Annotated in this window: 9 protein-coding genes and 2 pseudogenes; 10 read left to right on the plus strand and 1 reads right to left on the minus strand. The window is 51.0% G+C overall.

Going from position 1 to position 6,447, the window contains the following annotated elements; translation table 11 throughout:
- The 10 genes and pseudogenes from HMPREF1144_RS11045 to HMPREF1144_RS33585 form a co-directional block, all read left to right on the plus strand.
- Positions 1-391 (plus strand): recombinase family protein (locus HMPREF1144_RS11045; RefSeq protein ID WP_042927517.1); only part of this gene is annotated, 391 nt, incomplete at its 5' end.
- Position 392: 1 nt separating this feature from the next.
- Complete coding sequence (locus HMPREF1144_RS11050) at positions 393-668, plus strand: type II toxin-antitoxin system RelE/ParE family toxin (RefSeq protein WP_009652792.1); 276 nt, start codon at positions 393-395, stop codon at positions 666-668.
- A gap of 1 nt (position 669) precedes the next feature.
- Complete coding sequence (gene nadS, locus HMPREF1144_RS11055; RefSeq protein WP_001697687.1) at positions 670-954, plus strand: NadS family protein; 285 nt, start codon at positions 670-672, stop codon at positions 952-954.
- Positions 955-1,146: 192 nt separating this feature from the next.
- Positions 1,147-2,049, plus strand: coding sequence for a replication initiation protein (locus HMPREF1144_RS11060; protein WP_009652796.1), 903 nt, complete (start codon positions 1,147-1,149; stop codon positions 2,047-2,049).
- Positions 2,036-3,796, plus strand: a complete 1,761-nt coding sequence (locus HMPREF1144_RS11065; protein ID WP_009652795.1) for an AIPR family protein — start codon at positions 2,036-2,038, stop codon at positions 3,794-3,796. Before HMPREF1144_RS11060 ends, HMPREF1144_RS11065 begins: the two co-directional genes overlap by 14 nt.
- A 228-nt stretch (positions 3,797-4,024) precedes the next feature.
- Positions 4,025-4,351, plus strand: a complete 327-nt coding sequence (locus HMPREF1144_RS11070) for a MobC family plasmid mobilization relaxosome protein (protein ID WP_042927524.1) — start codon at positions 4,025-4,027, stop codon at positions 4,349-4,351.
- A 157-nt stretch (positions 4,352-4,508) separates the two neighbouring features.
- A pseudogene (locus tag HMPREF1144_RS33995) lies at positions 4,509-4,658 on the plus strand (nuclease); the annotation flags it as partial.
- 370 nt (positions 4,659-5,028) lie between these two features.
- Positions 5,029-5,514 (plus strand): MbeB family mobilization protein, encoded by a 486-nt coding sequence (locus HMPREF1144_RS32945; protein WP_142273022.1) that lies wholly within the window; start codon positions 5,029-5,031, stop codon positions 5,512-5,514.
- A gap of 69 nt (positions 5,515-5,583) precedes the next feature.
- Positions 5,584-5,808 (plus strand): MbeD family mobilization/exclusion protein, encoded by a 225-nt coding sequence (locus tag HMPREF1144_RS32950; protein WP_029498753.1) that lies wholly within the window; start codon positions 5,584-5,586, stop codon positions 5,806-5,808.
- Positions 5,809-5,963: 155 nt separating this feature from the next.
- Positions 5,964-6,056 (plus strand): annotated as a pseudogene (locus HMPREF1144_RS33585) (addiction module toxin RelE); the annotation flags it as partial.
- 34 nt (positions 6,057-6,090) lie between these two features.
- Here HMPREF1144_RS33585 and HMPREF1144_RS11090 read toward each other — a convergent pair.
- A partial coding sequence (locus HMPREF1144_RS11090) for a Tn3 family transposase (protein ID WP_042926792.1) occupies positions 6,091-6,447 on the minus strand: 357 nt, incomplete at its 5' end.

The following is a 6,447-nucleotide window of genomic DNA, read 5'->3' on the forward strand; positions in this document are numbered from 1 at the left end:
TGAGCTTTCCCGGTGGGGGCGCTCGACGCTCGATCTGCTCAATACGCTACGTGAACTGGAGAACTGGAAGGTTTCCGTGATAGCCATGAATGGAATGGCGTTCGATCTTTCGTCGCCGTATGGACGAATGCTGGCGACGTTTCTTTCCGGCATTGCGGAGTTTGAGCGGGATCTCATCAGCGAGCGGGTCAAGTCAGGCCTTGCTGTTGCGAAGGCACGTGGTAAGAGGCTTGGTCGTCAGGCCGGAGTGCGACCAAAATCAGACCGACTTTTGCCTAAGGTGGTTGCGATGAGGGCCGAGGGACGCAGCTATCGCTGGATCGCACGCGAGCTCGGTATCAGCAAGAATACCGTCGCTGACATCGTGCAACGACACAGAGCTAACGCTTAGGGTGTCATTTCGCCCTCAGCCGGAACCGACCCCAAAGACGCTGATTGAGTCGCCGGACAAAGGCGATCTCATCCAGAAAACTGGCGGGCTGCGAAAAGTCAGGATGGCGACGGGCAACCAGGGAAAAAGCGGCAGTGCGAGGGTGATTTATTTTCTGGCCACCGCGGAGGTGATTTATCTGGTGATGGCCTACCCGAAAAGCACCAAAGACAGCCTGACGGACGCGGAGAAAGCCGCGCTGAAGACGCTGACCCAACAACTGAAAGACGAGGTGTGACATGAGTTTTTTTGACGAGCTGAAAGCATCGCTGGAAGAAGCCGTTGAAATCAAAAACGGCGTCAGAGAGCCTGCCCGCGTCACCCGTTACGAGCTGGCAGACGTGAAGGCCATCAGGGCACAGCTAAACGTTTCACAGAGCGAGATGGCGAAAGTGCTGGGAACCAGTCTCGACACCATCAAGAGCTGGGAAACCGGACGCCGCAATCCAACCGGACTGGCTGCGAAGGTGCTGGCAACCATCCAGGCGAATCCGAAATTCTTCCAGGAGCTGGCGGCGCACTAAGCCGTTGTGAAGGAAGGATTCGACAGGCGAGGCCGTTCGCGTGTAATTTAACGGCAACAGAAAAAACAAAGCCCCGGCAATCATGAGCTATCTTGGCGGATGAGCATGACTACCAGGGCCAGGTCGAAACCTATGAAGGATATTAGCACATGAACCGTGCCAGACAACAGCCCGCCATAAGCGCAGGGCGCATTGCATAACGCCGCACTCGAACTCTTCAACGAACGCTTACCGCACAAGCCGTACTTTTCGGACGATCTGCACTTCGGTGTACGCATTGCCGGTAAGGAACGCGCCATTCTGGCGAAATATATCCAGTTCAATCAGCCTCACGCCATGTTCTGGCTGGGATTCGACGTCGATCGCGCCGGTGCCGCCATCGACTGGAGCGACCGCAACGCCCCCGCGCCCACGCTGACCATCACCAACCCCGACAACGGACACGCACACCTGCTGTACGCGCTGGAAACCTCGATACGCACCGCGCCGGACGGAAAAATGAAGCCATTGCGCTACGCCGCCGCCGTGGAGAATGCGCTACGTAAAAAATTAGAGGCTGACGCAGGGTATTCGGGGCTAATCTGCAAAAATCCGAACCACGGCCACTGGAAAATTGCCGTATGGCAGCCGGAACTCTACACGCTGGACTGGCTGGCTGACTTTCTCGACCTGAATGCTGCGAACGACAAAGAAATCGTTGCCGACTACGGATTAGGCCGTAACTGCACGTTGTTCGACAAAACCCGCAAGTGGGCATACCGCGCCATCCGTCAGGGCTGGCCTGAGTATGAGCAATGGCTGCAAGCCTGCTACGAACGCGCCAGTGCCTATAATCTACAATTTGCTGCACCTCTGGATGAAAAAGAGGTGAATGGGATAGCTAAAAGCATTGCAAAATGGACTGAAAAAAACTTTACAGCATCTTCATTTAAAGAGTACGTAATTAACTCTCATAGAAGCGATATTCAATCTAAAAGAGGCCGTTTAGGCGGATTAAAAAGCAAAGGTGGCGGCAGGCCAACAATAAACTCCCCGTGGGAAGGTATGGGGATTAGTAAATCGACATATTACAGGAATATTCATGGCAAGAGATGATTTTAATAGCGACACTAGAACCGTTGGGCTTGCAAGGTTAGCTAATAGCCTAGAAGAAACCTATGGTTCTTTTATTAATATGGAAAACACTAACTCTAAAGGTGAGGCTAGAAGAGAAGTTCTGATCACAAGATGCATTGCTGCGCATGCAGTAAGGATGTATGGTGATGAACTCGACCCTGGAGTTGCTGCTGCATCAGTTTGCGATGGTAGCGATGATGGGGGAATTGATGCTGTTTATGTAAACCCAAGTTCTAAAAAACTTATTTTGGTACAGTCAAAATATATAAAAGATGGGAATGGTTCTGTAACAATAAAAGATTTTGGACGGTTTAAAGACGCATGTGCAAAAGTTATAGCTAACGATCTCAATTCATTTAATGATAGATTTTTAGAGCACAAAGAATCAGTGACTACGGCTATCACTAGTAGTAGCTATAAATGCATATGCGTTTTTATTTATTCAGGAACCCAAGGGTTAAGCTCAGAAGTGATTGGAGAGATTGATTTTTGGGAGAAAAGCCAAAACAAAGCGCTGTTGTTTAGAGATTTAGAATCTAGGGATGAGTATACAATACTATTTGAAACGCCTAATGTTACTGACATATCTACTAGCTTGAGCAATCAATCTACCGGAGCTATAGATATAAGTAATGTAATATTAGAGTCGTATGGTGAGATCACTGAACCTTACGGCGCAATCTACGGAACGATTGCTGCAAGGGTGATACATGATTGGTGGAAAAAATACAAGTATGCGCTTTTCGAGAAAAATATAAGAAGTGTCTTGGGTGATTCGACATCAGTAAATGCAGGGATCATGTCTACCATCGAAAATAGCCCAGAGAACTTTTGGTACTATAACAACGGGATTACTGCAACATATGAAGAGGTAGATGAGAGCATAGCTAATGCTGGAGCATCTCGGAAAATTGGAATATTCGGATTTAAAAAGTTAAACATAATAAATGGGGCGCAAACTGTAAGCTCTATTGGGGCTATATTTGATAGCATACCCGAAGAGAAAAAAGACAAAGCTCGAGTGATGATTAGGTTTATAAATGCGAAAGATCCTGTTTTTTTAGGTGACGTAACTAAGTACAACAATACTCAGAATAGAGTTACTGGCAGAGATTTCACAACACAAAGACCTGAACAGCAAAAAATACAGAGAGAAATAAATTTTGTTGGGGGTTATACATATAAGCTCTTACGACAGGAAGATTCAGGGATAGCTGCTTCTAATGTTATCGATATAGATGACTCATTAAATGCACTAATTTGCGAATCAAAGAAACCTCAACTTATTGCAACTTTGAAGTCTAATAGAGGTCGTTTTTTTGATACAACAGAGGGCAATCTTTACGAACAAGTTTTTAACCCAAGAAATCCGCCATCCGGTCTTTCTGTTATCAATGCTGTTAATTTATACAGAGTATGTTTCGATGTTTTAAAAGATACAATTACTAAAGCATCTAACTCATCAGAAGATGAATATAGTAAAATTCCATCACTGCTGACGCATGGTAACTATGTATTTATTAGTATTTTAATGGGGAAAATACAACCCATAAATACAGTTAATGGCATAAAAACCTATGACAAGAATAGCGTCTCTTTTGATACTCTTGAACTAGCTAAAAGCATATTTGAATACATCCAGTCTAATTATCCTAACAGCTATCTGGCTAGATTTTTCCAGAACAAAGAAAAAGTAGAGCAGATCATCACTCACTTTTCATCGTGAGACTAAACAAGCCTATATCAGATAACAGCCCTCTCTAGCAGAGGGCTTTTTTTTTTGCAGCCACCACATAATCTGACATACTGCACCTTACACTAAGCCAGTACACACAGCGTCCCCTCTAACGAGGTGCCACTGTGACTGGTTCAGGGGGCTCGCCGCCCCCCGAAACCCCCGGCATCCACTGCGAAAAATTCTCACAGTGGTGCGAATTTTCTCTCAGCGGAGCCTATGGAAAAGCGAACGAAAGAGATCAAAATCCGGCTCACCGAAACCGAGCATCAGCGACTGCTTGATCGCTGCGACCGGACTCACCTTGCGGAGTGGCTGCGTCAGCTTGGTCTGGGTGAACACACTTCACGCAGGCGCCGTGTGCCCGATGTGGCGCCCGAATTGCTGCGACAGGTCAGCGGAATCGGTAACAACCTGAACCAGATCGCCCGCCGTCTGAACCAGACTGACACCCTGACGCCCTCTGAACGTGCTTCGCTGCTTGTCGTACTGACCAGCCTTGACCGTCAGCTTGGCGACCTGCTGGAGCAGAACCGTGATCGTTAAAATTCATTCGCGTGGTGCGGGTTCGGGAAGCGGTCCGGTGGATTACCTGCTGGGAAAAGACCGGCAGCGTGAACAGGCCCGCGTGCTGCGCGGCAATCCTGAATACGTGCGCGAGCTGATTGACGGCTGCGACTTTGCCCGCGCCTACACCTCCGGCGTGCTGTCATTCCAGGAGCCGGACATTGCAGACGCGGAGAAATCGCGCCTGATGGACGAATGGGAGCACACGCTGCTGACCGGTCTCGACCGCGACCAGTACGCTTGCCTGTGGGTAGAGCACCGCGACAAGGGACGGCTTGAGCTGAATTTTGTCATCCCGAACATCGAATTGCAGAGTGGCAAACGCCTGCAACCCTATTTTGACCGCGCCGACCGCCCCCGCGTCAACGCCTGGCAGACCCTGACCAACGACCGGCTGGGGCTGCGCGACCCGAACGACCCGACTTACCGCCGCCCGCTGACGCAGGCCAGCGATCTGCCCCGCGACAAACAGCAGGCGGCAGAGAAAATTACCGCCGGCCTGATGAACCTGATGCAGCAGGGCGTGATCCGCAGCCGGCAGGACGTGGTGACGCAGCTGGAAAGATACGGCCTGATCGTGGCGCGGGAAACGAAAAGCAGCATCAGCATTGCCGATCCGGACGGCGGCCGAAATATCCGGCTGAAAGGAATGATATATGAGCGAGATTTTAAATTTGGCGAAGGGCTTCGAGGAGAAATCGAAGCAGCAGGCGCAGGATACCGAGCAGAGCGTGAAGCGCGAGTTCGCGAGGCTGGAGACGTCTATCAGCGCGGAACTGCAATCAAGCTCGCAGAGCATCAGCAACGCTATCCGCGAGCAGAACGGCAGGCTGACGGGCATGATCAGAACCTCCGTCTCAACGGCGATGGCGTGGGTATTCCTCTGCTTCGCCCTGCTGATCGGCATCCTGGGCGGGATAATCTGGTTTCAGGGCACGATCATTACCTCGCGCCTGAGCGAGATGGACAGCTACAGCCAGCAACTGGCGAGCCTGAAAGCGAAAAGCGGCGCGGGCGTGACGATTTACAGCGACGACACGCGCCGGAACACCTACCTGGTGGTGCTGCCGAAGCAGGCGCACGGCGTGGAAACCTACACGTCGACGACCGACAACACCGTGGTGAAATACACGGCGAAATAACCCCGTCAGCACGCCCTGAAACGCCACAGCACGTTTTTAACACCGAGGACGACCTAAACCATGACCGAGATGGAAAAACAGCTTCTGAGCGCCTTAGAGAGCTTACAGACAAGCTACGAGCAACAGCAGCAGGCGTGGCAGGACAGCTACAGCAGTTTGCAGCACATGTTCGAGGCTACCTCACAGGCGCTGACGCACAGCGACCGGGTGTGTCAGCACTTGAGCAGTCAGGTGGACAGCTTGCGCGCGCAGGTCGAGAGCTTGAGCAGGAACGTCAGCCGCTTGATGCGCTGATCGCGCAGCATGACCGCGCCCGTGAGGAGAAGCTGCGTGAGCAGCAGCCGGAGCCACAGAAAAAGCCGACCCGCTACTATGGCCCCTCGATGTGACCGCTTTTCCGAAATCAGAATTAAGTGTACTATGTACGCCATTAAGCACAGGAGACAGCCGTGAGTCACGCGATTGAGTTTATCGAGACCCCGATGTTTACCCGTCAGATAAAACAGATCGCCACGGATGAAGAGCTCAGGGAACTGCAAAAGAGGGGTCGGTTCCGGCTGAGGGCGAAATGACACCCTAAGCTTTCGGTTCCTTGGGCCAAAGATATTCGCCAGTCAGTAGAATGTGCGCCCAGCCCAATGGGGATATGTGGGGAAGAAATTCAGGGGGAACATCCAACCCTTCGTTCCGCCGCTCCGTGACGGCATGACCAAGATGGACGGTATTCCAGTAAATGATCACCGCAGTCAATAAATTGAGCCCAGCGATTCGGTAGTGCTGCCCCTCTGTCGTGCGATCGCGAATTTCCCCCTGCCTCCCGATACGGAGCGCATTTTTGAGCGCATGGTGGGCCTCTCCCTTGTTAAGACCGATCTGAGCACGCCGCTGCATGTCCGTATCCAGGATCCACTCAATAATGAAAAGGGTCCGTTC

This window comes from Klebsiella sp. OBRC7, assembly GCF_000293135.1.
GTDB classification, from domain to species: Bacteria; Pseudomonadota; Gammaproteobacteria; order Enterobacterales; family Enterobacteriaceae; genus Klebsiella; species Klebsiella michiganensis.